Source organism: Mycolicibacterium lacusdiani, from assembly GCF_021916785.1.
GTDB classification, from domain to species: Bacteria; Actinomycetota; Actinomycetes; order Mycobacteriales; family Mycobacteriaceae; genus Mycobacterium; species Mycobacterium lacusdiani.
Map to the genome: position 1 here is coordinate 922451 of NZ_JAKCFC010000002.1, position 22709 is coordinate 945159.

Here is a 22709-nt window from a genome sequence, read left to right on the forward strand (position 1 = left end):
CACCCGACGAACGAAGCGAGCAGGTAGGAACGAGTGAGCGAACTGCGATTGATGGCGGTGCACGCCCACCCGGACGACGAGTCCAGCAAGGGCGCCGCGACGATGGCGCGGTATGCCGACGAAGGCGCCCGCGTGCTGGTCGTGTCGCTGACAGGTGGGGAACGCGGCGACATCCTGAACCCGGCGATGGACCTTCCCGAGGTGCATGGCCGCATCCACGAGATCCGGCGCGACGAGATGGCCCGCGCGGCGGAGATCCTCGGCGTCGAGCACGCGTGGCTGGGATTCGAGGACTCCGGGCTGCCCGAGGGCGATCCGCTGCCCCCGCTGCCGGAGGGTTGCTTTGCGCTGGTGCCCCTCGAGGAATCGACGGGTGCGCTGGTCAAGCTCATCCGCGAGTTCAAGCCGCACGTGATGACCACGTACGACGAGACCGGCGGCTACCCGCACCCTGACCACATCCGCTGCCACGAGGTCTCCGTCGCGGCGTACGAGGCTGCGGGTGACTACCGGCTGTTCCCGGACGCCGGGGAGCCGTGGAACGTCACCAAGCTGTACTACAACCACGGATTCCTCCGGCAGCGCATGCAGGTGCTCCAGGACGAGTTCACCAGGCACGGCCAGGAGGGACCGTTCGGCAAGTGGCTGGAGAGCTGGGAGTCCGACGACGACCTGATGTCGCGGCGGGTCACCACCCGGATCGAGTGCTCGAAGTACTTCGAGGTGCGTGATCAGGCACTGCTCGCCCACGCGACTCAGATCGACCCCAAGAGCTTCTTCTTCACCACCCCGATGGAGTGGCAGCAGCGGCTGTGGCCCACCGAGGAATACGAGCTGGCCCGTTCGCGCGTGCCGGTGACGCTGCCCGAGGACGACCTGTTCGCCGGTGTGGAGCCGTGACCGATTCGCTGCTGATGATCGCCGGGCTGCTCGCCGAGGAGGCCCCTCGCGAGACGGGTCCGGACTTCGGCAAGGCCAGCCCGTTCGGGCTGGTCATCGTCGTCATCCTGCTGATCGGCACGTTTCTGCTGGTGTGGTCGATGAACAAGCACCTCAAGCGGCTGCCGGAGTCGTTCGACCCCGAGCACCCCGAGCCCGATCAGGCGGTCGACGACGGTACGACCGATGCGCCCGACGCCAGGAGCTAACCAACTGGGTACGGCGACCAGTCCGTACCTGCGCCAGCACGCCGACAACCCGGTGCACTGGGTCGAGTGGTCGGCCGAGGCGCTGGCCGAGGCCGCCGAGCGCGACGTTCCGATCCTGCTGTCGATCGGCTACGCGGCCTGTCACTGGTGTCACGTCATGGCGCACGAATCGTTCGCCGACGCCGACGTCGCCGCGGCGATGAACGCCGGGTTCGTCTGCATCAAGGTCGACCGCGAGGAACGCCCGGACCTCGACGCCGTCTACATGAATGCCACCGTCGCGATGACCGGCCAGGGCGGCTGGCCCATGACCTGCTTCCTCACCCCCGACGGACGGCCGTTCTTCTGCGGCACGTACTACCCGAAGGACGGTTTCCTGCAGCTGCTGGCCGCGGTCGACGAGACCTGGCGCACCCGCCGAGCCGAGGTCGAGCAGGCGTCCGACGAGATCGCCGGTGAGCTGCGGTCGATGGCCGCCGGTCTGCCCGGCGGTGGGCCCACGCTGACGCCCGAACTCTGCGACGGCGCGGTGGCCGCGGTGCTGCGAGACGAGGACGTCGCCCGCGGCGGTTTCGGACGCGCACCGAAGTTCCCCCCGTCGGCACTGCTCGAAGCCCTGCTGCGCCATCACGAACGCACCGGCGCTCCGGAGTCGCTCGCCACCGCGGAGCGGACGTTCCATGCGATGGCGCGCGGCGGCGTGTACGACCAGCTGGCAGGCGGGTTCGCGCGCTACAGCGTCGACCCGTCGTGGGTGGTGCCGCACTTCGAGAAGATGCTCTACGACAACGCGCTGCTGCTGCGGGCCTACGCCCACTGGGCGCGTCGGACCGGAGACCCGTTCGCACGCAAGGTGACTCGGGAGACAGCACGGTTCATCGTCGACGACCTCGGTGCCGGTGGGATGTTCACGTCGTCACTGGACGCCGACACCGACGGTGTCGAGGGTCTGACGTACGCGTGGACGCCCACCCAACTCCGCGAAGCACTCGGGCCCGACGACGGCCGGTGGGCCGGCGACGTGTTCGGCGTGACCGACACCGGCACGTTCGAGCACGGAACGTCGGTGCTGCGTCTGACGGCCGACCCGCAGGACGTCGAGCGCTTCGACCGCGTCCGCGCGCGGCTGTCCGAGGTGCGGGCCGGCCGACCGCAACCGGGGCGCGACGACAAGGTGGTCACGTCGTGGAACGGGTTCGCGATCACGGCGCTCGCCGAGGCATCCGTCGCCCTCGGCGAACCCGAATGGCTGGACGCTGCAACGACGTGCGCGCGTGCGATCGTCGACCTGCACGTCGTCGACGGGCGGCTGCGCCGCGCGAGCCTCGGCGGTCGGGTGGGCGACAGCGCCGCGATCCTGGAGGACCACGCAGCGCTGACGACCGGGCTGCTGACCCTGCATCAGATCACCGGCGACCCGCGGTGGCTCGGCGTCGCGACCGACCTCCTCGACGCCGCGCTCGAGCACTACGCCGACGCGGAAGCCGAGGGCCGCTGGTTCGACACCGCCGACGACGCCGAGGCGCTGCTGGTGCGACCGGCCGACCCGATCGACGGTGCGACGCCGTCGGGTGCGGCGTTGATCACCGAGGCGCTGCAACTGGCTGCCCACCTCGCGCCTGCCTCGCGGGCCGATCGCTACGCCGCCGCGGCGGCCGCATCGTTGAGCGCCGCCACGCCGATCCTGGCGAAGGCGCCGCGCTCGGGTGGGCACTGGCTCGCAGTCGCCGAGGCGCAGCTGCGCGGGCCGATCCAGATCGCCGTGGCGTGCGATCCCGCCGACTCCGAGCTGCTCACCGCGGCACGGGCTCTCGCTCCTGGCGGCGCGGTGGTGGTCGGCGGTGCGGTGGACTCGTCGGAACTGCTGATCGGACGCGACAGGGTGGGCGGGCGCGACGCCGCCTACGTGTGCCGGGGGCGGACTTGCGACCTGCCGGTCACCACGGCCGGGGATCTCGTCGCGGCGTTCACCGCTGCCGTGTAGCGTGCCGCTCATGTCGAGCGCGGAGCACAATACGCAGACCGTCCACCGGTACCTCGAGGCGCTCGAGAAGGGTGCGACCGACGACATCGCCAACCTGTACGCCAGCGACGCCACCGTCGAGGATCCGGTCGGCGGCGAGGTGCACATCGGCAGGCAGGCCATCCACGGCTTCTACGCGAACATCACGGGCGCGCAATGCGCCAGCGAGCTGGTGACGTTGCGGGCGCTCGGCCACGAGGCGGCGTTCTTCTGGCGGCTGACGGTGAGGTTCGGCGAGTCCGGCGGCATGCGCATCGAGATCATCAGCGTCATGACGTTCGACGACGAGGCGAAGATCACGTCGATGAAGGCCTACTGGTCCCAAGACGACGTCACGCAGCTCTAGCGGTCGGCTAGAAGACGGCGAACCACATCGCGATGTAGTGGCAGATCGCCGCGACGGCAGTGCACGCGTGAAAGAACTCGTGGTGCCCGAACGTCGTCGGCCAGGGGTTCGGCCACTTCAGCCCATAGAGTACGCCGCCGACGCTGTAGAGCGCGCCGCCCACGATCAGCAGCACGACGGCCGCGACACCGGCGCCGTCCATGATCGGGCCGATGAACCACGCCGCCACCCAGCCGAGCAGCAGGTACAGCGGTACGCCGACCCAGGCGGGCGCCGACGGCCACAGCATCTTCAATGCCACCCCGGCCAGTGCGCCGCCCCAGACGATCCAGAACAGCACCATGCCCTTCTCGGCGGGCAGGGCCAGCAGGGCGAACGGCGTGTAGCTGCCCGCGATGAAGATGAAGATCATCGAGTGATCGGCGCGTTTCATCCACTTGCGGGCGGTCGGCGACGTCCACGTCACCCGGTGGTAGGTACCGCTGACGGCGAACATGGCGACGATCGTCAACGTGTAGATCAGGGTGGCGATGCCCGCGGTGGTCGACTCCGCCGACCACGAGACGGACACCAGTGCGGCGCCGGCGATGGTCGCGACGATCGCGGAGTAGACGTGGATCCAGCCGCGGGCGCGGGGCCGTCCGATGAACTGGGCGACGCCGTCGGCGACGGCTTCGGGCAGGTCCTCGGCGTACACCCGCGGTGGCGGCTGTTGGGCCTCGTCGGCGGCCTCGGCGGTGGCGTTGGTCCGTGCTGATTCCATCTGCGTCACCTCCGATCGACCCGCCCCAACAGGCGTGGGGATTCACTACGCCACAGTAGTCTTGATCCCCGTGGAGATCATTCCCCCGCGTCTCAAGGAGCCGGCCTACCGGCTCTACGAGCTGCGGCTGCGTCAGGAGTTGGCCCGCGCCAGGGACGACCTGCCGCGACACATCGCCGTGCTGTGCGACGGGAACCGCCGATGGGCCCGCGACGCCGGCCACGACGACGTCAGTTACGGCTACCGCGTGGGTGCCGCCAAGATCGCCGAGATGCTGCGGTGGTGCCAGGAGACCGGCGTCGAGATGGCCACGGTGTACCTGCTGTCGACCGAGAACCTGCAGCGCGATCCGGCCGAACTCACCGAGCTGATCGACATCATCACCGACGTCGTCGAGCAGATCTGCGCGCCGGTCAACAAGTGGAGCGTGCGCACGGTCGGCGACCTCGAGCTGCTCGGCGGTGAGCCCGCCAAACGGCTGCGGGACGCCGTCGACTCCACCAGCAGCGCGGCCGAAGGCGTCTTCCACGTCAACGTCGCCGTCGGGTACGGCGGGCGTCAGGAGATCGTGAACGCCGTGCGCGCGCTGCTCGGCAAGGAACTCGCCAACGGCGTGACCGGCGAGGGCCTGGTCGACGCCGTCACCGTCGACGCCATCTCGGAGAACCTCTACACCTCGGGCCAGCCCGACCCGGACCTCGTCATCCGCACGTCCGGGGAGCAGCGGCTGTCCGGATTCCTGCTGTGGCAGAGCGCCTATTCGGAGATGTGGTTCACCGACGCACACTGGCCCGCGTTCCGCCGCGTGGACTTCCTGCGCGCGCTGCGCGACTACACGATGCGCCATCGCCGCTACGGGCGTTGACGCCGTTGGCGCGCGTGCGAGACTAGGCACGTGGCTGCGATGTCCGCAGTGGTCTTCGCCCTGAGCTGGTGGCTCGGGCTCTATCTGCTGGCCCGTGGGCCGCGCAAACCCGTCCTGGCGCTCGCCGCCGTCGGCCTCACCAGCTTCGCCGTCGTCGTCGCCCTCGACGCCGTCCGCCTCGCCACCCCCGCCCACGCCGAACTGCTCGGCCGCATCGAGGGCTACCTCGTCGTCGTGCCCGGTATCGCCTGGTTCGCCGTCCTGCTCGAGTTGTCCCGGCCCGGCGACACATGGCGCAGCCGGATGGGCGAGATCCTCACCGTCGCAGTCGTCGCCGTGCTGGCGCTGACCGGTGCCGTACTGGCGGGCGGAGTCGGGGGACCGCTGCGTCTCGGGCACTGGGTGATGTTCGGCGTCATCTCGCTCGCCACGCTCGGCGCTCTGGTGCGCGCGCTGACCGGCGGGCGGCGGCCACGCTCGGTCACCGGCGTCGTCGTGGTCGCGACGCTGTTCTTCGCGCTCGGCAACGCGATCCTGGTGATCCCGCTCGGGCTGGTCCCGAGCTGGCTCGCGCTGGCGGGCACCGGGTTCGACGTGCTGCTGCTCGGCGTCGCCGTCGCGGCGTGGGACGCCTTCGACGAGGGGCAGGCGCTGCGCGCCGACATGCGGCGGTCGTTCGTGGGCACGGCCGTCGTCGCCACGCTGTTCGGCGGGCAGGCGCTCGTCGGGCTCGCGGTGACCGGTCAGCACACGGCGCTGACGGTGCTGCTGTTCACCAGCCTCGCCGTCGCGATCACGATCAACGTCCTCGCCGATCCGCTGGCCGTCGTGCTCGACCGGCTGGCGTTCTCCGGCTCACCGGACCTGCGCGCGGACCGGGATGCGCTGCGTCGCACCGAGGCCGCGCTGCCGCGCCGCTCCGACGATCCGCTCGACGACGTCGACGACGAGACGTTCGTCCGCCTGACCCGCCGCGCCCTCGGACACTACGGCGACCTGTCGAAGCTCGTCGCCAGCCCGTTGACCGCGCTGCCCGAGATCGACCGGCGGCTGGTCCTGCGCGGCGCCCCTGACCAACCGCTGGAGCGTGCCAACGAACTGCGGGCGCTGCTCGCCGACCGGATCGCCGCGCTCAAGCCCCGCGACGGCGGCGACTTCGGCACGACCGAACAGTGGCGGCACTACAACTCGCTGTACTTCCCCTACGTCGTCGGCGTGCGCGCGTACGCGCAGAACGCGACGGCCGCAGGACTCGACCCGGTCGCGCGGCAGGCGTGGCACTGGTTCGTCGCCGAGGTCCCGCAGCGGTCGCTGCACAACTGGCAGAACGCGGCAGCCCGCGTCATCGCCGCCGACCTCCGCGGCAAGCGCGTCACCGTCGGCTGAAACCGGCCCTGAGCTGCACTTGGCAGTGTTTGGCAGCATCGCGCATCGATCTGGCAGTGGTTCTTGAGCAGTGTTCGTGGTGTCGCTCGGACCACCGAACGGCGACCTCAACGACGAGGAGACGCCATGACCGCCATCACCACCCGCCCTCTGTCCGACAGCTCGGACTGCCTGCTCCGGTTCGCGATGCGCGCCGACGCCACGCTATGCGCAGGCACCGGCCTGTTCGTCGCGATGGCCGCGGACCCGCTGTCGCGGCTGTCCGGTCTGACCGCGACGTCGGAGTGGATCGCCGGCGCGGCGCTGGTGCTCTACGGTGCCGCGCTCTACGTCCTCGCGGCCATGCCCAGCGTGCGCGGCGTCGGCATCGGAGTCGTGGCCGCCAACCTGGTGTTCGCGGTGGCTGCCGTGGCGGTGCTCGTCTCGGACCTCCTGCCGCTCACCGGTGCCGGCGTCGCGATGGTCGTGGCCACCGTCGCCGTGGTCCTCGGCTTCGCCTACTGCCAATACCTCGGAGTGCGCCGTCTGGCGTGACTCCCTTCCCACCGGCGCGGGGCCCGTGCCGCCCCGAGAGGTTAGGGCTCGCGGACCCCGCGCCGGTTTCACCCGTCCACCCATCACCCACCGCAGTACCGATCGAAGGGATACGCACATGACCGCCACCACTTCTCACCCCGCCACCACCGCCAAGGACTCGCTGCTGCGGTTCGCACTACGTCTGGACGCCATCGCCTCCGGCGTGATCGGCGTCGCCGGACTCGCGCTGGCACCCCAGATCGCCGAGTGGTCGGGCACCACCGCCGCATTCGAGTACTCGCTGAGCGCCTTCTTCGTCGTCTACGGCGTGGCCGTGTTCGTCCTGTCACGCATGCGCACGGTCCGCACCTGGGGCGTGCTGATCGCCGTCGGCAACGTCGTGTTCACCGTCGCGGCCGTGGCGCTGGTGCTGGCCGACGTCATGCCGCTCACCACGACCGGCGTCGTGCTGACCCTCGCCAGCGGCGTCTTCACCCTCGCGATGGCCGACCTGCAGTACCTGGGCCTGCGTCGGCTGCGCTGACCCAGGGATTTCGGCGCGCGAACCCGCGTTGACCGCGGGGGAGCGCGCCGAAATCACAGCTTGCGCAGGCGTAGCCGGTTGATCGAGTGGTCGTGGTCCTTGCGCAGCACCAACGTGGCCCGTGGCCTGGTCGGCAGGATGTTGTCGATCAGGTTGGGCCGGTTGATCGACTGCCAGATGTCGCGGGCTGCGAAGATCGCCTGCTCGTCGGTCAGCGTCGAGTAGTGATGGAAGTGCGACTGCGGGTCGGCGAACGCGCCGGCCCGCATCGCGAGAAAGCGTGACACGTACCAGTTCTCGATGTCCTCGATGCGGGCGTCGACGTAGACCGAGAAGTCGAACAGATCCGACACCATGAGCGCAGGTCCGGTCTGCAACACGTTGAGACCCTCGAGGATGAGGATGTCCGGGTGCCGGGTCACCAGATGTTCGTCGGGCACGATGTCGTAGAGCAGATGCGAGTAGACCGGTGCGGACACCTGGTCGGCGCCGGACTTGACCGCCGTCACGAAGCGCATCAGCGCCCTGCGGTCGTAGCTCTCCGGAAAACCCTTGCGATGCATGAGGTTCCGGCGCAGTAGCTCGTCGTTCGGGTACAGGAACCCGTCGGTGGTGACGAGGTCGACGCGGGGGTGGTGCTCCCAGCGCGCCAACAGGGCCTGCAGCACGCGCGCGGTGGTGGACTTGCCGACCGCGACACTGCCCGCGACGCCGATCACGAACGGCACGGGGCGGTCGGGATTCTGCTGCGGCTCGCCGAGGAACTCCGACGTCGAGGAGTACAGCCGCTGCCTCGCGGCGACCTGGAGGTGGATCAACCGCGCCAGCGGCAGATAGACCTCTTCGACCTCGAGCAGATCGACCTGCTCACCGAGACCGCGCAGGCCCACCAGTTCATCCTCGGTGAGCTTCAACGGGGTCGACATGCGTAGTGCGCGCCACTGGGTCCTGTCGAACTCGACATATGGACTCGGCTCGCTGGTCCGCGCCATGCGCCCTCCACATTCCCCGTCGGTCCGCTCGCCCAGTCTTGCACTTACCGTTGACGGCATGGACGCCACCACCGCCATCAACGACTACCTGAAGCTGGGTCTGAGGTTCGACCGGATCGAAGAGGGCTACGTCGACTCGTTCACCGGCGACCCGACACTGCGCGCCCAGGTGGCCGACGAACCCGCTCCCGACCCCGCCGCACTCGCGCGCGAGGCACGTCGCCTGCTGACCGAGATGCCGCACGTCGAAGGCCTCGAAGCAGCACGCACGGACTACCTGTCGGCCCACCTGACCGCTCTGGAGTGTGCCGGCCGCAAGTTCGCGGGGGAGGAGGTCGGCTTCGTCGACGAGGTGCGCGCCTACTTCGACGTCGACATCGCCAAGGGCGACACCGACCGCTACCGCGACGCGCACCGCAAGCTCGACGAGGCGATCGGCGGCACCGGTCCGCTGGCCGACCGCATGCAGGCCCACCGGACGTCGGAGGAGATTCCGCCCGCCCGGCTCGAGGAGTGCATTCACGCGTTCTCCAGCGCGTTGCGCGACCGCGTCCGGACGCAGTTCCCGCTGCCCGAGCGCGAGACCATCACCTACGAGGTGGTCACCGACAAGCCGTGGTCGGGGTTCAACTACTACGAGGGCGATTACAGGTCGACCGTGGCAGTGAACGCCGACCTCAAGCAGCAGATGTCGAATCTGCCGCGCCTCGTCGCCCACGAGTCCTACCCCGGCCACCACACCGAGCACTGCCGCAAGGAAGCCGGCCTGGTCGCCCGCGACGGACAGGTCGAGCAGACGATCTTCCTGGTGAACACGCCGCAGTGCCTGATGGCCGAAGGGCTGGCCGACCTGGCGCTGCACGCGGCCGTCGGACCGGACTGGGGATCCTGGGCGACCGAGATCTACGCCGACCTGGGTCTGCGCTTCGACGGTGCGCGCGCCGCGGCGATCTCGGAGGCGTCCGCGGCTCTGGCCGACGTCCGGCAGGACGCCGCGCTGATGCTGCACGACGAGCACCGCGACGTCGACGAGGTCGTGGCCTTCCTGCAGCGCTGGCTGCTCACCAGCGAGGAGCGGGCCAGGCAGTCGATCCGGTTCCTGGCCTCGCCGCTGTGGCGTGCCTACACCAGCACCTACGTCGAGGGGTACCGCCTGCTGCGTGGCTGGCTCGACGCGCGCCCGGAGGACGAGCCGCTCGCGGTGCGGTTCGGCCGATTGCTCGACGAGCCGCTGATCCCGTCGAGTCTGCGCGCGGCCTGACGACCCGTGGTCCTCGCGAGATCTACACCAGCGTCGTCGCGAGGCGGCCCGCGGCGACCGTGGGGTAGATCTCGCGAACGCAAAGGCAGGTGTTAGTCGACCGCCCAGCGGGTCCAGGCTGATCTCTGCGACGCCTGGCCGGGGATTAGGCTGACGGGCATGACCCTGGACTCTGGGACCTCCGTGACCTCTGCAAGCGCGACCCAGTCCGGCCTTGGCGCCGAGTACGCCGTGACCGCGAGCGCCGCCTACCGATCGGCCCTGGAGGTCATCGAGCAGGTGGAGCCGCGGATCGCCGCCGCGACCCGTCAGGAACTCGCCGACCAGCGTGACTCGCTCAAGCTGATCGCCAGCGAGAACTACGCGTCACCTGCGGTGCTGCTGACGATGGGCACCTGGTTCTCCGACAAGTACGCCGAGGGCACCGTCGGCCACCGCTTCTACGCGGCGTGCCAGAACGTCGACACCGTCGAGGCGCTGGCCGCCGAGCACGCGCGCGAATTGTTCGGCGCGCCATACGCCTACGCGCAGCCGCACTCCGGGATCGACGCCAACCTGGTGGCGTTCTGGGCCATTCTGCAGACCCGCATCGAGGCGCCCGGCCTGGCCGACCTCGGGGCCAAGAACGTCAACGACCTCACCGAGGCCGATTGGGAGGCGTTGCGCGCCAAGCTCGGCAACCAGCGGCTGATGGGCATGTCCCTCGACGCGGGCGGCCACCTCACCCACGGTTTCCGGCCCAACATCTCGGGCAAGATGTTCTACCAGCGCAGCTACGGCACCGACCCGGAAACCGGTCTGCTCGACTACGCCGCGGTGGCCGCGGCCGTTCGCGAGTTCAAGCCGCTTGTCCTGGTGGCGGGCTACTCGGCCTACCCGCGCCGGGTCAACTTCGCGAAGATGCGCGAGATCGCCGACGAGGTCGGCGCCACGTTCATGGTCGACATGGCGCACTTCGCCGGTCTGGTCGCAGGCAAGGTCTTCACCGGCGACGAGGATCCGGTGCCGCACGCCCACGTCACGACCACCACGACGCACAAGTCGCTGCGCGGTCCGCGTGGCGGACTGGTGCTGGCGACCGAGGAGTACTCCGCGGCCGTCGACAAGGGCTGCCCGATGGTGCTCGGCGGTCCGATGGCGCACGTGATGGCGGCCAAGGCCGTGGCACTCGCCGAGGCCCGGCAGCCGGCGTTCCGCGACTACGCCCAGAACGTCGCCGACAACGCCAAGGCGCTCGCCGAGGGGTTCCTCAAGCGCGGTGCGCGGCTCGTGACCGGCGGCACCGACAACCACATCGTGCTGCTAGACGTGACGTCGTTCGGGCTGACCGGGCGCCAGGCCGAGTCGGCGCTGCTCGACTCGGGCATCGTCACCAACCGCAACTCGATCCCGAACGACCCGAACGGCGCCTGGTACTCCAGTGGCATCCGCTTCGGTACCCCGGCTCTGACGTCGCGCGGGTTCGGGGCCGACGACTTCGACCGCGTCGCCGACCTCGTCGTCGAGGTGCTGAAGAACACCGAGGTCGCCGCGGGGCCGAACGGTCCGTCCAAGGCGAAGTACGCGCTGGCCGACGGAACCGCCGCGCGGGTGCGCGCGGCGTCGGCGGAACTGCTCAACGCCAACCCGCTGTACCCGGGTCTGACGCTCTAGCCCCGCGCTGGTCAGGGGTGGCGGCATGACACGCCGCACCCGATTTCAGAGAACATGTGAATTCGGGTTACAGTTACTTTCATGGCACAGAAACCGGTTGCTAACGCGCTGACGCTGGAGCTCGAACCCGTCGTCGCCGAGAACATGAAGCGCCACCTCGCCACCGAGGAACTCTGGTTCGCCCACGACTTCGTCCCGTGGGACCAGGGCGAGAACTTCGCGTTCCTCGGCGGCCGGGACTGGGAGCCGTCGGACGTCACGCTGCCCAAGCACGTCACCGACGCCCTCGAGATCCTGCTCATCACCAAGGACAACCTCGCCGGCTACCACCGCGAACTCGTCGAGCACTTCATCCTCGACGAGCAGTGGGGACGCTTCCTCGGCCGCTGGACCGCCGAAGAGCACCTGCACGCCGTCGCGCTGCGCAACTATCTGGTGGTCACCCGCGAGATCGACCCGTCGGCCAACGAGGACGTCCGCGTCCAGCACGTGATGAAGGGCTACCGCGCCGACACCTACAGCCAGATCGAGACGCTGGTGTTCATGGCGTTCTTCGAGCGCGAGCACGCCGTGTTCTGCCGCAACCTCGAGGCGCAGATCGACGAGCCGGTGCTCAAGGACCTGATGGGGCGCATCGCCAAGGACGAGGAACGCCACGAGGAGTTCTTCTCGAACCTGGTGGCGCACTGCCTGACCACCAAGCGCGAGGAGACGGTGGCCGCGATCGCGGCGCGCGCGGCCGAGCTGCAGGCCGTCGGCGGCGACATCGACGCCTACCAGGACAAGGTCGCCCACGTCGCCGAGGTCGGGATCTTCGACGCCGACGCACTGCGCGCGGCCAAGGCCGACCGCATCACCGCGTGGGGCCTCGCGGACGAGCCCGCACTTCGGGAATTCGTAACGCAGTAGTCACGTTCCGGCCACGGCGTGCCGTAGAGCGGGGTCGCCACGGCGGGAGTAGCGTCGCAAGGGATGGCTAGCGACATGCTCTGCTGTCCGGGCGGTACCCGTCGTTTCGACGAGAACGGGACCGGCCCCGGTCCTAGTACCGCGGTGTCCACCGACATGGACGTGCGGGGCTGCACGGTCCTAGGAGCGCCACGTGACTGATTGCGTCGTCGGGACCTCGAAGAGGACCTATGTGCTCGACACCTCCGTGCTGCTGTCCGATCCATGGGCATGCACGAGGTTCGCCGAGCACGAAGTCATCGTTCCCCTGGTGGTCATCAGCGAACTGGAGGCCAAACGTCACCACCACGAACTGGGGTGGTTCGCCCGCGAGGCATTGCGGATGTTCGACGATCTCCGACTCGAGCATGGCCGGCTGGATCTACCGATACCCGTTGGCACGCAAGGCGGGACACTGCAGGTCGAACTGAACCACAGCGATCCCAGGGTCTTGCCTGCCGGCTTCCGCACTGACACCAACGACGCGCGGATCCTGACCTGTGCGGCCAACCTCGCCGCGGAGGGCAAGCAGGTCACGCTGGTCAGCAAGGACATCCCGCTGCGGGTCAAGGCCGGCGCGGTCGGCCTGCCCGCCGACGAGTACCACGCCCAGGACGTCATCACCTCGGGCTGGACCGGGATGGCCGAGGTGGACGTCGCGGGCGAGGACGTCGCGACCCTGTTCGCCGAGGGGGAGATCGACCTCGAGGAGGCGCGAAATCTGCCCTGTCACACCGGTGTTCGGCTGCTCGGCGGCAACTCCCACGCGCTCGGCAGGGTCAACGCCGAGAAGCGCGTGCAGCTGGTGCGAGGCGATCGGGAGGTGTTCGGCCTCCGGGGAAGGTCGGCCGAACAGCGCGTCGCCCTCGACCTGCTGCTCGACGAGTCGGTCGGCATCGTCTCACTCGGCGGCAAGGCGGGCACCGGCAAGTCGGCGCTTGCATTGTGCGCCGGTCTCGAGGCCGTGCTCGAGCGTCGTACCCAGCGCAAGGTCGTCGTGTTCCGGCCGCTCTACGCCGTCGGCGGTCAGGAACTGGGCTACCTGCCCGGCAGCGAGAGCGAGAAGATGGGCCCCTGGGCCCAGGCCGTCTTCGACACTCTCGAAGGGCTCGCCAGCCCGGCGGTGCTCGAGGAGGTGCAGTCTCGCGGCATGCTCGAAGTGCTTCCGCTGACCCACATTCGGGGGCGGTCGCTGCACGACTCGTTCGTGATCGTGGACGAGGCGCAGTCGTTGGAGCGCAACGTCCTGCTGACCGTGCTCTCGCGCCTGGGCACCGGCTCGCGGGTGGTGCTCACCCACGACGTGGCCCAGCGCGACAACCTGCGCGTCGGCAGGCACGACGGCGTCGCAGCGGTGATCGAGAAGCTCAAGGGCCACCCGCTGTTCGCCCACATCACGCTCCTGCGCAGCGAGCGCTCACCGATCGCGGCATTGGTCACCGAGATGCTGGAGGAGATCAGCCCCGGCGCCCTGCCGTGATCGCAGCGTTGAGATAGCGCTCACGGCGCACGCCACTCGGACTTTCGCGCCGTGAGCGCTACCTCAGGCACGGCCGGTAGGCTCCCACCCGTGCGCACGCGGCCCGACACTCCATCCGATGGTCGCTCGGACGAGCCTCGCTCCGACGCCTGGTCTTATCTGCGCATGGTGGCCGGGGTCTGCGCGGGCGTGGCGATCGTCATCGTGGGCGGCTTCACCGGCCACGTCCGGGTGGCCAAGGCCGACGTCGTGGACTGCCGCCAGGTCAAGTGCGTGGCGCTGACGTTCGACGACGGACCAAGCCCGTACACCGACCGCCTGCTCCAGGTGCTCACGGACGACGACGCCCACGCGACGTTCTTCCTGATCGGGAACAAGGTCGCGGCCAATCCGGCGGGGGCCAAGCGCATCGCCGACGCCGGCATGGAGATCGGCAGCCACACCTGGGAACACCCGAACATGACGACCATTCCGCCCGAGGAGATCCCGGCCCAGTTCTCGCGCGCCAACGACGCGATCGAGGCCGCGACCGGCCGGCGACCGACTCTGGTGCGCACTGCCGGCGGACTGGTCGACGACCGGGTGCTGGCCGAGGCTGGCAGGCAGGGTCTCGCCGACGTCAACTGGGACGTCATCCCGTTCGACTGGGCCAACGACGCCAACACCGACGCCACCCGCGCGCTGCTGATGAGCCAGATCAGGCCGAACTCCGTGGTGCTGCTCCACGACACCTACTCCTCGACGGTCGACCTGGTCTACCAGTTCCTTCCGGTGCTGCGCGCCAACGGCTATCACGTCGTCACGGTCAGCCAGATGCTCGGCCCGCTGGCGCCGGGCACCTCGTACGGCAGCCGGGAGAACGGGCCGCCGGTCAACGACCTGCGCGACCTGCCGCCCGCGGACGTGCCCGCGCTGCCGGACACGCCGTCACCGCCGCCGATGCCCAACCTCCCCATCACCGACATCCCGAACCAGAACTCCGGCGGCCCCAACAACGGCGCCTGACGGCCGGCTGCGATCGACATGGCCACCGAGACCGCGTTCGTCCTGACCCTGCTGGTGCTCTGCTACGCCGTCGTGTCGGGCGTGGTGAAGCGCTGGTACGTGGCGCCAGCCCTGATCTTCGTGCTCGTCGGAATGGCATTGGGTCCGTTCGGCTTCGACCTGATCGAGGGCGGCCCGGACACGTCGACGTTCACGGTCCTCGCGCAGTTGGCGCTGACGCTGATCCTGTTCAATCAGGCTGCCGAACTGGACCTGTCGGCGGTGCTGCGCCGCCGCGAGGTGACGTTCCGCTTGCTGGCGGTCGGCATCCCGCTGGCCATCGCGCTCGGCGTGATCACCGCGGTGCTGGTGCTGCCGGTGATGCCGCTGTGGGAGGCCGTGTGCCTGGCCGCGATCGTCGCGCCCACCGAGGTCGCGCTGATCCACGCGCTGCTCGCCGACCGCCGCATCCCCGAGCGGATCCGACAGGCGCTGTCGACGGAGAGTGGCTTCTACGACGGCTTCGCACTGGCCGCGCTGCTGGCCGCGCTGGCGCTGGCATCCGAGCGCACCGCCCCCGAGGCCGAACACTGGGGGTGGTTCCTGATCCGCACCGAATTGGTCTCCGCGGGTGTGGGTGTCGCCGTCGGCGTGGCGGGCGGCTGGGTGATCGGCCATTCGCGGCGGCGCGACTGGATGGGCGACACCTGGGCCCAGCTGGCCACCGTTGCCATCGCGCTGGTCTGCTTCCAGGTGGGCGAGCATCTGCACGGCAGCGGGTTCGTCGCGGCATTCGCGGGCGGATTGGCGTTCGCGTTCGCGAGTCGCCGGGTCGGGCACCATCCCGACATGCACGTCTCCGACGCCGCCGCGCAACTGCTCGAACTCCTGGTGTTCGCACTCTTCGGCGGCTATGCCGTGATCGTCGGCTGGCGCGAAGCCAGTTGGCGCGTGGTCCTGTTCGCGGTCGTCGCGCTGTTGCTCGTCCGGCTGGCCGCGGTGTCGCTGGCACTGCTGCGCAGTGACGTGCCCGTGCGCGACCGCCTGTTCATCGGGTGGTTCGGACCGCGCGGCATCAGCACGCTGGTGCTGGGTCTACTCGTCGTCGAACGGGGCGACCTGGTGCAGCAATCGCTGATCGTTCAGGTGGTCGTCGTGACCGTCACGCTGAGCCTGGTGCTGCACAGCCTCAGCGCATGGCCGGGAATCAGGTGGTTGCTCACCAATCGAAGCCCGGCCACGCGCGAGAACGTCTAGTCGCCGTCCTTCACTTTAGCCATGGCCAGCACGTCGAGACGCTTGTCGAGTTCCTCCTCGGAGAGCTTGTCGCCGATCAGGCCGCGGTCGATGACCGTCTGCCGAATCGTCTTGCGCTCCTTGAGTGCTTCCTTGGCGACCTTCGCGGCTTCCTCGTAGCCGATCGCCGAGTTCAGTGGCGTGACGATCGACGGTGACGACTCGGCCAGCTCGCGCAGCCGGTCCTCGTTGGCGACCAGCCCGTCGATGCACTTGGTCGCGAACAGGCGGGACACGTTGGCCAGCAGCGTGAACGACTCGAGCACGTTGCGGGCCATCATCGGGATGTAGACGTTCAGCTCGAACGCACCCGACAGTCCGCCGACGGTGACGGCTGCGTCGTTGCCGATGACCTGCGCCGCGACCTGCGTAACGGCCTCGGGCAGAACGGGATTGACCTTGCCTGGCATGATGGAGCTACCCGGCTGCAGGTCGGGCAGCTGCAGCTCGCCCAGCCCGGTCAGCGGGCCGGAGCCCATCCAGCGCACGTCGTTGGCGATCTTGGTCAGCGACGCGGCGATCGTCTTGAGCGCGCCGGACGCCTCGACCAGTCCGTCACGGGCGGCCTGCGCCTCGAACGAGTCATTGGCCGTGCGCAATTCGCCGATGCCGGTCTGGGCCACCAGGACCTCGACGACCTTCGCGCCGAACTCGTCGGGAGCGTTGAGGCCGGTGCCGACCGCGGTGCCGCCGATGGCGAGTTCACCGAGGCGCGGCAGAGTCGCCTTGACCCGCTCGATGCCCGCCTCGATCTGACGGGCGTAGCCGCCGAACTCCTGGCCGAGCGTCACGGGTACGGCGTCCATCAGGTGCGTGCGGCCCGACTTCACGACGGTCCGCCACTGACGCGCCTTGCCCGCCAGCGACTCGTGCAGCACCTCGAGCGCCGGAATCAAGTGGCGCACAGCGGCTTCGGTGGCCGCGATGTGTGTGGCGGTGGGGAAGGTGTCGTTCGACGACTGCGACATGTTGACGTGGTCGTTCGGGTGCACGGTCACGCCGTTGCGTGCCGCGATCGAGGCGATGACCTCGTTGGCGTTCATGTTCGAGCTGGTGCCCGAGCCGGTCTGGAACACGTCGATCGGGAACTGGTCGTCGTGCAGCCCGTCGGCGATCTCAGCCGCTGCGGCGACGATGGCGTCGGCCTTCTCTGGGTCGAGCAGGCCTAGGTCCTTGTTCACCTGCGCGCACGCGCCCTTGAGCAGGCCGAGCGCACGGATCTGGGTGCGCTCGAGGCCGCGGAAGGAGATCGGGAAGTTCTCGACCGCGCGCTGGGTCTGCGCTCGCCAGAGCGCATCCTTGGGCACGCGGACCTCGCCCATCGTGTCGTGCTCGATGCGGTACTCGGTGTCGTCTGCTGTGACAGCGCTGTCGGCAGTCATGTGTTCCCTGTTCTGTATCGGAAGTGAATGTCGGATCAAGGCAAGGGGTATGCGGCGGACTTGTCGCCCGTGAAGTCGACCGCGGAGTACTCGTTGAGCTTGGCGAGGCGGTGGTACGCCTCGATCATCCGCACGGTGCCGGACTTGGAACGCATGACGATCGACTGCGTGGTGCAGCCGCCGCCGGAGTAGCGGACGCCCTGGAGCAGGTCGCCGTCGGTGACGCCGGTGGCGGAGAAGAAGACGTTCTCACCCGACACCAGGTCCTCGGTGTGCAGCACGCGGTCCAGATCGTGGCCGGCGTCGATGGCCTTCTGGCGTTCGGCGTCGTCGGTGGGCGCCAGGACCGCCTGGATCGCGCCGCCCATGCAGCGGATCGCGGCCGCGGTGATGATGCCCTCGGGGGTGCCGCCGATGCCTGCCAGCAGGTCGGTGCCGGAGTTGGGTCGACAGGCCGAGATCGCGCCTGCGACGTCACCGTCGGAGATGAGGCGGATGCGGGCACCGGCGTCGCGGACGTCGGCGATCAGCTGCGCGTGGCGGGGCCGGTCCAGCACGCACACCGTGAGGTCGGCGACGCTGGAGTTCTTCGCCTTGGCCACCTTGCGGATGTTCTCGCCGATCGGCGCGGTGATGTCGATGACGTCGACGGCGTCCGGGCCGACGGCGATCTTGTTCATGTAGAACACCGCTGACGGGTCGAACATCGCGCCGCGCTCGGCGACCGCGAGAACCGAGATCGCGTTCGGCATGCCCTTGCTCATCAGCGTGGTGCCGTCGACCGGGTCGACCGCGAAGTCGCAGTCCGGCCCGTCGCCGTTGCCGACCTCTTCGCCGTTGTAGAGCATCGGGGCGTTGTCCTTCTCGCCCTCGCCGATGACCACCACGCCGCGCATGGACACAGAGTTCACCAACTCGCGCATCGCGTCGACGGCCGCGCCGTCGCCACCCTCCTTGTCGCCGCGCCCGACCCAGCGGCCAGCGGCCATGGCGCCCGCCTCCGTGACTCGGACCAGTTCGAGGGCGAGGTTGCGGTCGGGTGCTTCCCGGCGCGAGGCCGATGCCGAAGGCGTCATGCGCCAGATTGTCCCATTAGCCGTTCCCACTTTGGGAGCTGGGATACTGGTGAATGTGACCGTCCCGCCGATCAGCCAGCCCGCGCAGCCACCCGGCCCGAAACCGGCCAAGTCGCGCCTGCGCCAGGACGGCCGGGACATGTTCTGGTCGATGATGCCGCTGATCGTCGGCTGCATCGTGCTGGCGGGTCTGCTCGGCATGTGTTCGTTCGCGCCCAACGGTCCCGGTGAGGGCGCTCCGCCGCCGTACGACGCGCCCGCCGCGCTGCAGGCCGACGCCGACGCGCTGCGCATCCCGATCCGGTTGCCCGATCTGCCCGACGGGTGGCAGGCCAACTCGGGCGGGCGCGCGAGCATCGAGGGTGGTCGCACCGAACCCGACGGCAAGGTCGTGCGCGCGCTGACCTCGCGGGTGGGTTACCTCGCGCCGACCGGGATGTTCATCAGCCTCACGCAGAGCAACGCCGACGAGGAGAAGCTGGTCCAGTCGATCGAGACCAGCCTGGTGCCGACCGGAACCCAGGACGTCGCCGGGGTCAATTGGATCGTCTACGAGGGCTCCGAGGACGTCCGTCCGGTGTGGACGACGACGCTTCCCGGCCCGACCGGTCCGGCGCGAATCGCACTAACGGGCGCCGCGGGTACCGCCGAGTACCGTACGCTGGCCGAGGCGACGCAGACCCAGCCGCCACTGCCCGTCCGCTAGGAGCACGCGATGACGTCACCCGAATCGGATCTCACCGGATGGGTGGCAACGCCGTTCACCGCGGCGGGTCAGACCCACGACGTCTACCGCAAGGGTGAGGGACCGGGCGTAGTCCTGATCCCCGAGATGCCAGGGCTGCATCCCGGCGTGCTCGCGCTGGGCAATCACCTCGTCGACAACGGGTTCACGGTGGCCGCGCCGTCGCTATTCGGCACACCCGGCGCGTCCGCGGTTCGCCCCGGCACGGTGCCCGTGCTGCTCAAGGGCTGCATCACCAAGGAATTCGCGGCCTTCGCGACCAATGCCGACCGGCCGATCGCGCACTACCTGCGGGCGCTGGCGCGCGACCTGAACGCCTCGACGCCTGGCAAGGGCGTCGGCGTCATCGGCCAGTGCTTCACCGGTGGCTTCGCCCTCGCCGCGGCGGTCGACGACAGCGTGCTCGCTCCCGTCATGAGCCAGCCGTCGCTGCCGTTGCCGCTCACGCCCCGGCAGCGTCGCGATCCCGGGCTCTCAGAGGCCGAGCTGAAGGTCATCGAGCGCCGTGCCGCCGACGAGGGTCTCTGCGCGTTGGGACTGCGGTTCAGTGAGGACCCGTTGTCGCCGGGTGAGCGGTTCACGACGCTCAAGGCGCGCCTCGGCGACGCGTTCGAGGTCATCGAGATCGATTCCGGCAAGGGCAATTCCGACGGCCTCGGCCGCATGGCCCACTCCGTGCTCACCGATCAGGTTCGCGAGGTCGACGGTCACCCGGCGTACGAGGCGCGCAAGCGGGTCGTCGCGTTCTTGACCGAGCGGCTCGCCGCGACCTAAGTCATCTCGCGAGAACTACACCAGCGTCGTGGTGGGTGCCCGATCGACGACGCTGGTGTAGACGTCGCGAGGTGCACGGGCCCCGACCCAGGGCCGCAGACCTAGGGCGGGGGAGCCGCGACCGACGCCTGCTTGGCCTTCAATCGCTCCGCGCTGCGGTCGGCGCCCAGCCGCGCACGCGCCCGCAGGATCAGCGCGCGCAGCCTGCTCGGCTTCTCCGGTTCGTCGTCATCGTCGTCCTCGAGGATCGGGACGCCCTTGAAGACGGCCAGATACACGCTGATGGTCGTGACGATGACGATCATCAGCACCGGGCCGATGACGATGCCCAGGAAGCCGAACATGCCGATGCCCGCAAATACGGCTAGCAGCATCAGCGCCGAGTCCAGCCGTGCCTGGCGGGGGACCAGGATGGGGCGCAGCACGTTGTCGATGTTGGTGACCACGACGACGTGCCAGACGATGACGAAGACGCCGCCCCACACGTTGCCGAACAGCATCATGCCGATGCCGAACGGGATGCTGATCACGCCGCCGCCCAACGGGATCACCGACATCGCGGTCAGCAGGATCGCGAAGATGAAGAACCCCTGATGGAACCCGGCGAGGTAGATCGAGACGGCGCCGGCCAGGCCCTGCGCCAGCGCGATCACGAACTGGCCGAACACCGCGCCCCGCACCATGGCGCCCATCTTCTCCAGGTAGAGGTCGGTGACGTCCTCTCCGAGCGGGTTCAGCTTGCGAATCAGCAGCTGAACGCGCTCGCGGTTGGTGAGCAGCGAGACGAACACGTAGATGAACAGGACGGCCGCGGTCAGTCCGCCCGCCAGCCCGCCTGCCGCGCCCTGCAGAAAGGTCAGGGCGTACTCGCCGGCATGCTGCGCGACGGTCGCGAGCCGCTCGCGGACCATGTCCTCGGTGATCTCGACGTCGGCGAGGAACGGCACCCGGTGCACGGTGTCGTTGACCAGTGCCAGCGCCTTCTCGCCGAGCGTGGTGGGGTCGGTCCGCCCCACCCAATCCGAGACGCTGCGGACCATGGTGCTGATCTGGACGACGGCGAGCAGCACCAGCAGGCCGAGCGGGATGATGAGCGCGAACAGCGCCGACAGGACGGTCAGCGTCACCGACAGCCCTCGGCCCATCCGCCGGCCGAACCAGTCGAACAGCGGGTTGAAGAGGTAGGCCGCGACGGCAGCCACGACCACGACCATGAAATAGGAACTGAGGAAGTACGCCCCGAAGCCGACGGCGAGGACGGTCGCGACGGCCAGCGCCCGCTTCTGCGTTGCGGTGAACTCCGTCGTCACGGCCATGCGCTGATCACAGGGTGACGCGGTCGGGCCCCGGGTCGCCCCACTTGGCGCGGATGGCGCCCCACGGGTCGGCCCACTGTCCCGGGTGGTCGCGGTACGCCGACTGCCGGCGCAGCACGAAGCCGACGGCCGGCGCGACCGCGCGCAGCGGGTAGCGCTTCCAGCCGGCCTTGTCCGCGGTCTCGGTCAAGATGTCCGGGAACGAAACGTGTTGAAATTTCAGCACTTCCTGTGCCCGGGTGGTGTCCATCCAGTCGGTGGCGAACCAGTCGACGTCGCTGTCGGGGTTGCCGCGCCGACCGATCGGGAGGGCGCCGACGAGTCCCATCGCCGCGGCGGTCGCGGGGCCGATGTCGCCCTGGGTGAGTCGGTGCGTGGCGTCGTCGCCGCCGATGAGCAGGATCTCGCCGACGCAGTCCGCGGTGGTTGCCGCGGCGAAGGCCCGCGCCACGTCGCGGACGTCTACGGTCTGGATGCGGCCGTCGGTGGGAAGGGCGCTCTCGAAGAAGAGGAATTCCGGCTTGATGTCGAAGCTGATGTCGGTGGTGAGCACGCCACCGAGGCGCAGCACCACCCAGTCCAGCGCCGACGACCGGACGATTTCCTCGGCTTCGGCCTTGTGCGTGCCGTAGAGGTCCGTCGGGTGCATCGGGGTGTCGGCGGACAGCAGGTCGCTGATGCGGTGCGGGTTGCGCGCGCCGTAGACGGCGACGCTGGACGCCTGGACGAACCGCGGCGGGGTGTCCTGGGCCAGCGCGGCGTGTACGAGGTAGCCCGTGGCGTCGACGCTGACCTTGCGCGCCAACGCCGCTCGCGCATAGCAGAAGGGGGCGATGATCGCGGCCAGGTGGATGATCGCGACGGGCTGAACGGCGCCGAGCAATCCGGCGACTTCCGCGGGGTCGGTCAGATCGGCCCACCGCACCTCGACGCCAGGAGGAAGGTCGCCTGCGGCCTTGCGGTTCTCGGGTACGTCGAGGTCGGTCGCCACCACCTTGCGTCCGTCGGCTGCGAGCCGCTTCACCGTCGCCGAGCCGACGAGGCCGAAGGCCCCCGTCACCAGTACTGCGTCAGACATGACCCTCCCTAGACTGGCTTACAACCTCGCACTCTAGAGGGGTCTGCGCGCACCTTTCGGCAACTCCCGGCGGTCGGGTCGCTTGATTCATCCGGCACCGAGTCGATATCGCGCCGCGACCGCGTCCGCCGGG

The 22709-nt window shown here is 69.3% G+C and carries 22 protein-coding genes; 16 read left to right on the forward strand and 6 right to left on the reverse strand.

Annotation, left to right across the window (positions count from 1 at the left end; all coding sequences use genetic code 11):
- Positions 1–33: 33 nt before the first annotated feature.
- Genes mca through LOK44_RS09530 form a run of 4 tightly spaced genes read left to right on the forward strand, consistent with a single transcriptional unit; the run spans position 34 to position 3517 of the window.
- Positions 34–900, forward strand: a complete 867-nt coding sequence (gene mca / locus LOK44_RS09515; RefSeq protein ID WP_237569716.1) for a mycothiol conjugate amidase Mca — start codon at positions 34–36, stop codon at positions 898–900.
- A gap of 14 nt (positions 901–914) precedes the next feature.
- Positions 915–1148, forward strand: coding sequence for a hypothetical protein (locus tag LOK44_RS09520; RefSeq protein WP_249783306.1), 234 nt, complete (start codon positions 915–917; stop codon positions 1146–1148).
- Positions 1126–3132 (forward strand): thioredoxin domain-containing protein, encoded by a 2007-nt coding sequence (locus LOK44_RS09525; protein WP_237569718.1) that lies wholly within the window; start codon positions 1126–1128, stop codon positions 3130–3132. Before LOK44_RS09520 ends, LOK44_RS09525 begins: the two co-directional genes overlap by 23 nt.
- 10 nt (positions 3133–3142) lie before the next feature.
- Complete coding sequence (locus tag LOK44_RS09530) at positions 3143–3517, forward strand: nuclear transport factor 2 family protein (protein ID WP_237569719.1); 375 nt, start codon at positions 3143–3145, stop codon at positions 3515–3517.
- A gap of 7 nt (positions 3518–3524) precedes the next feature.
- Here the strand turns inward: LOK44_RS09530 and trhA are convergent, their stop codons facing one another.
- Positions 3525–4280 (reverse strand): PAQR family membrane homeostasis protein TrhA, encoded by a 756-nt coding sequence (trhA, locus tag LOK44_RS09535; RefSeq protein WP_237569720.1) that lies wholly within the window; start codon positions 4278–4280, stop codon positions 3525–3527.
- A gap of 70 nt (positions 4281–4350) precedes the next feature.
- On the opposite strand from trhA, the gene LOK44_RS09540 reads away from it, so the two are divergent.
- The 4 genes from LOK44_RS09540 (at position 4351) to LOK44_RS09555 (ending at position 7591) form a co-directional block, all read left to right on the forward strand.
- Entirely contained in the window at positions 4351–5145 is a 795-nt protein-coding gene (locus LOK44_RS09540; protein WP_237569721.1) for a (2Z,6E)-farnesyl diphosphate synthase, read from the forward strand.
- Between the two features lie 30 nt (positions 5146–5175).
- Positions 5176–6531 carry a phosphatidylglycerol lysyltransferase domain-containing protein gene (locus tag LOK44_RS09545; RefSeq protein ID WP_237569722.1) on the forward strand — a complete coding sequence of 452 codons (1356 nt, stop codon included), beginning with the start codon at positions 5176–5178 and terminating at the stop codon, positions 6529–6531.
- Positions 6532–6657: 126 nt separating this feature from the next.
- Positions 6658–7065 carry a hypothetical protein gene (locus LOK44_RS09550; protein ID WP_237569723.1) on the forward strand — a complete coding sequence of 136 codons (408 nt, stop codon included), beginning with the start codon at positions 6658–6660 and terminating at the stop codon, positions 7063–7065.
- A 118-nt stretch (positions 7066–7183) separates the two neighbouring features.
- Entirely contained in the window at positions 7184–7591 is a 408-nt protein-coding gene (locus tag LOK44_RS09555; protein WP_237569724.1) for a hypothetical protein, read from the forward strand.
- Positions 7592–7644: 53 nt separating this feature from the next.
- Here the strand turns inward: LOK44_RS09555 and coaA are convergent, their stop codons facing one another.
- A complete protein-coding gene (coaA, locus tag LOK44_RS09560) occupies positions 7645–8583 on the reverse strand; it encodes a type I pantothenate kinase (protein WP_237569725.1) in 939 nt (312 codons plus the stop codon).
- A gap of 58 nt (positions 8584–8641) precedes the next feature.
- Here coaA and LOK44_RS09565 point away from each other — a divergent pair, with 58 nt between their 5' ends.
- The 6 genes from LOK44_RS09565 (at position 8642) to LOK44_RS09590 (ending at position 16166) form a co-directional block, all read left to right on the forward strand.
- Positions 8642–9844 carry a DUF885 domain-containing protein gene (locus LOK44_RS09565; protein ID WP_237569726.1) on the forward strand — a complete coding sequence of 401 codons (1203 nt, stop codon included), beginning with the start codon at positions 8642–8644 and terminating at the stop codon, positions 9842–9844.
- A gap of 159 nt (positions 9845–10003) precedes the next feature.
- Positions 10004–11497, forward strand: coding sequence for a glycine hydroxymethyltransferase (locus tag LOK44_RS09570; RefSeq protein WP_237569727.1), 1494 nt, complete (start codon positions 10004–10006; stop codon positions 11495–11497).
- Positions 11498–11578: 81 nt separating this feature from the next.
- Positions 11579–12406, forward strand: coding sequence for an acyl-ACP desaturase (locus LOK44_RS09575; protein ID WP_237569728.1), 828 nt, complete (start codon positions 11579–11581; stop codon positions 12404–12406).
- A gap of 232 nt (positions 12407–12638) precedes the next feature.
- Positions 12639–13925, forward strand: a complete 1287-nt coding sequence (gene phoH2 / locus LOK44_RS09580) for an RNA 5'-3' helicase PhoH2 (protein WP_237569810.1) — start codon at positions 12639–12641, stop codon at positions 13923–13925.
- 165 nt (positions 13926–14090) lie between these two features.
- Entirely contained in the window at positions 14091–14930 is an 840-nt protein-coding gene (locus LOK44_RS09585; RefSeq protein WP_237569811.1) for a polysaccharide deacetylase family protein, read from the forward strand.
- Positions 14931–14948: 18 nt separating this feature from the next.
- Positions 14949–16166, forward strand: coding sequence for a cation:proton antiporter domain-containing protein (locus LOK44_RS09590; protein WP_237569729.1), 1218 nt, complete (start codon positions 14949–14951; stop codon positions 16164–16166).
- On the opposite strand, the gene LOK44_RS09595 is transcribed toward LOK44_RS09590, so the two are convergent.
- Together LOK44_RS09595 and glpX are read right to left on the reverse strand one after the other, a co-directional pair.
- Positions 16163–17587: a class II fumarate hydratase gene (locus tag LOK44_RS09595; RefSeq protein WP_237569730.1), complete on the reverse strand. Its 1425-nt coding sequence runs from the start codon at positions 17585–17587 to the stop codon at positions 16163–16165. The genes LOK44_RS09590 and LOK44_RS09595 overlap by 4 nt on opposite strands.
- Positions 17588–17622: 35 nt before the next feature.
- Positions 17623–18663: a class II fructose-bisphosphatase gene (gene glpX, locus LOK44_RS09600; RefSeq protein WP_163923413.1), complete on the reverse strand. Its 1041-nt coding sequence runs from the start codon at positions 18661–18663 to the stop codon at positions 17623–17625.
- A 55-nt stretch (positions 18664–18718) separates the two neighbouring features.
- Here glpX and LOK44_RS09605 point away from each other — a divergent pair, with 55 nt between their 5' ends.
- Complete coding sequence (locus LOK44_RS09605; RefSeq protein WP_237569731.1) at positions 18719–19369, forward strand: DUF4245 domain-containing protein; 651 nt, start codon at positions 18719–18721, stop codon at positions 19367–19369.
- A 9-nt stretch (positions 19370–19378) separates the two neighbouring features.
- A complete protein-coding gene (locus LOK44_RS09610) occupies positions 19379–20182 on the forward strand; it encodes a dienelactone hydrolase family protein (RefSeq protein WP_237569732.1) in 804 nt (267 codons plus the stop codon).
- Between the two features lie 101 nt (positions 20183–20283).
- Here LOK44_RS09610 and LOK44_RS09615 read toward each other — a convergent pair whose 3' ends face one another.
- Together LOK44_RS09615 and LOK44_RS09620 are read right to left on the reverse strand one after the other, a co-directional pair.
- Positions 20284–21492, reverse strand: coding sequence for an AI-2E family transporter (locus LOK44_RS09615; protein WP_237569812.1), 1209 nt, complete (start codon positions 21490–21492; stop codon positions 20284–20286).
- A gap of 13 nt (positions 21493–21505) precedes the next feature.
- Positions 21506–22576, reverse strand: a complete 1071-nt coding sequence (locus LOK44_RS09620; protein ID WP_237569733.1) for an NAD-dependent epimerase/dehydratase family protein — start codon at positions 22574–22576, stop codon at positions 21506–21508.
- Between the last annotated feature and the right edge of the window lie 133 nt (positions 22577–22709).